The sequence below is a fragment of the Bradyrhizobium sp. Crot121 genome (assembly GCF_059512385.1).
Genome location: NZ_JCAMOR010000202.1, coordinates 1 through 2,158, shown reverse-complemented (window position 1 = coordinate 2,158; position 2,158 = coordinate 1). Strand labels below are relative to the sequence as shown.

3 protein-coding genes and 1 pseudogene are annotated in these 2,158 nt (G+C 55.5%); all 4 read right to left on the bottom strand.

Annotation, left to right across the window (positions count from 1 at the left end):
• Window positions 1-90: 90 nt before the first annotated feature.
• Window positions 91-627: pseudogene (locus tag AC5ZGW_RS45920) on the bottom strand (IS5 family transposase); the annotation flags it as partial.
• Window positions 611-934 (bottom strand): hypothetical protein, encoded by a 324-nt coding sequence (locus AC5ZGW_RS45915; RefSeq protein ID WP_080664126.1) that lies wholly within the window; start codon window positions 932-934, stop codon window positions 611-613. The gene AC5ZGW_RS45915 and the pseudogene AC5ZGW_RS45920, both read right to left, overlap by 17 nt.
• Window positions 935-961: 27 nt before the next feature.
• Window positions 962-1,183: a hypothetical protein gene (locus tag AC5ZGW_RS45910; protein WP_028168747.1), complete on the bottom strand. Its 222-nt coding sequence runs from the start codon at window positions 1,181-1,183 to the stop codon at window positions 962-964.
• A 98-nt stretch (window positions 1,184-1,281) separates the two neighbouring features.
• Window positions 1,282-1,758 carry a hypothetical protein gene (locus AC5ZGW_RS45905; RefSeq protein ID WP_130231852.1) on the bottom strand — a complete coding sequence of 159 codons (477 nt, stop codon included), beginning with the start codon at window positions 1,756-1,758 and terminating at the stop codon, window positions 1,282-1,284.
• Window positions 1,759-2,158: the final 400 nt, after the last annotated feature.

Sequence of the window (2,158 nt, the reverse complement as noted above, 5' to 3'; positions counted from 1 at the left end):
GTGGGTCGCTACTCCTTCATCGTCGTGGACTTCCACCACCTACTCCTTGCCGGTCTCCCGGCGCACCAACTGTAATGTTAGGGTTCAGACTCAATTGATCCAATAGGCGACGACTGCGGCGATGTGGACGGCAGCCAAGAAGTTTCTGGCGAGTTTGTCGTAACGAGTTGCGACACGCCGGAAATCCTTGAGCCGGCAGAAGCAACGCTCGATGACGTTGCGCCCTTTATAGGCGCGCATGCTGAAGTTGTGGAGGGTCACCCTGTTGGATTTGTTTGGAATGACGGGCTTCGCACCACGATTGACGATTTCGGCGCGAAAGCCGTCGCCGTCGTAGCCTTTGTCCCCAATGAGGGCAGACATTGGCGGCGCGAGGTCCAAAAGGGCCGGCGCTGCGGCAATATCTGCATCTTGGCCCGGAGTGAGATGAAATGCGCAAGGTTTGCAATCAGGGTCGCTCAGCGCGTGGATTTTCGTGGTCCGCCCGCCGCGCGAGCGGCCAATCGCCTGTTCATGCTCCCCCTTTCCGCCGCTCGCCGAGCGATGCGCCTTGATCGAGGTGGAGTCGATGGACAAAGTCACGCCGTCCTTGCCGCCGCGGGCGAGCGCTTCAAAGATCGCTTGCCAATGTCACAACCACCTTCTTGCCAATTCCGAGATGTTTTTCTATCGCTGCGATTCTCTCGAGTGCGTGGTCTATCCCCTTGCGGTAGCCGGAAATATTCTCGACTTCTCGTCGAAGATCATCGAGGTCGTGACGAAGCGTTCTCAATTCCGAGTGGATTTCACTAAGCTCGCGATCAATGCGGGTGAAGCCAGCGTCGACTTTCTTCTCCAGTCGACCGATCTCGTTACGAATCTCTGTTCGAATATCCTCACCTTCTTCTTTGATAAGTCGAGCAAGCTTGTCGAAATCGGACTCCTTCTTAGCCATCCTGGAAGTATAGCACGGGGCCGATTGTCATGATCCCTTAGTCGCTCGCCTGAACTGATCGAGGCTGGATGCGAATGAAGGCAGCCGCCGATAGGTGCCATCCGAGTAGCGTTGGTAGCTCTGCCAGACGTGCGGATCGGCATCGGGGTCTCCGAAGTGCACCAATCCATCAAAGGCCCAGCCGTCGTCGGGATTGACGCCAAACCACACATCGCAAAACCGATCGCCCCGATCATCGACAAGCTGCACGAGCCAATCCGTTTTACCATGCTGACAGCGTACCTCGAATCTAAAGGCAGGTGCGTGGGAGAAGAGTTGCGGCATCAGTCGCTGGTTGAGCTCGCGCTCTAACCAGCGCTCGCGCGGTTCTCGCGCTTACGAATGAACGTCTCATATCCCTCCGGATTAACCTCCTTCAGGCGATCTAGCGCGCGCTCAGCTTCCAGATCGGCGGCCTTGCTATGACGCTGTTTGATCTCGTTTACTTTCGCTTCCATCCCTGCGAGCTGCCCCATTGCTGTTGTTACATCCTCGGATGCGATCTTGAGCTTCGCGCCTGGTGTCTCCTCGATGCCTACGAGCATCGCCCTAAGCTCTTTAACGGCATTGCAAAGAATGACCAGCTGTTCAGCTAAGCCAATCTCAGCACTTACGTCATTATCGACTTGCCGGTGAAAATTCGGTGCGATGTCCTGCACCACCGACCCGCTGAGTGGCGCGAAAAATGGAAAACTCAACCAAGAGAACCAATTAGGGTTTGACATAGAATCCTCTCGGCTATCTTGGTGTTCTTCCTCAGCATATTCCAGCAATTGGCGTGCCAATCGGCTTGGTTTCGACGATGGCGCAAAGTACAGATATCATTTCCATCGGGCATGCGAACCTAGCGCGGCCCGGATGTATACAATTCACCCTGAAATCACACGGATGTTGTAGGCTCTCGGTCATGGCAAACAGCATGATCGTCTCACAGAGAGTTCGCTGGGGTCCCGTTGATGGTCGCCCCGCAGGCATCCGCGTATAAGAGAACGAGGCTGAGGCTGACTTTATAGCGTGGCCTGACTTAGCAGTCTGCTGAAAAAGCCGTCGTCAGGGGCTGCGATTGATGATTCTATATCGATCATGGATCGTCGGGGGTTCGCATGCCGGGCGCTTTTTCGGATCAGGGCGGATTATTTTCGTACATTTCGCCGGAGGCACGAGTTCCTGCGGACCATCCGCTCA

Coding starts and splice junctions, on each gene's coding strand:
- AC5ZGW_RS45915 (WP_080664126.1), bottom strand. CDS start 934: ATGGCTAAGAAGGAGTCCGATTTCGACAAGCTTGCTCGACTTATCAAA.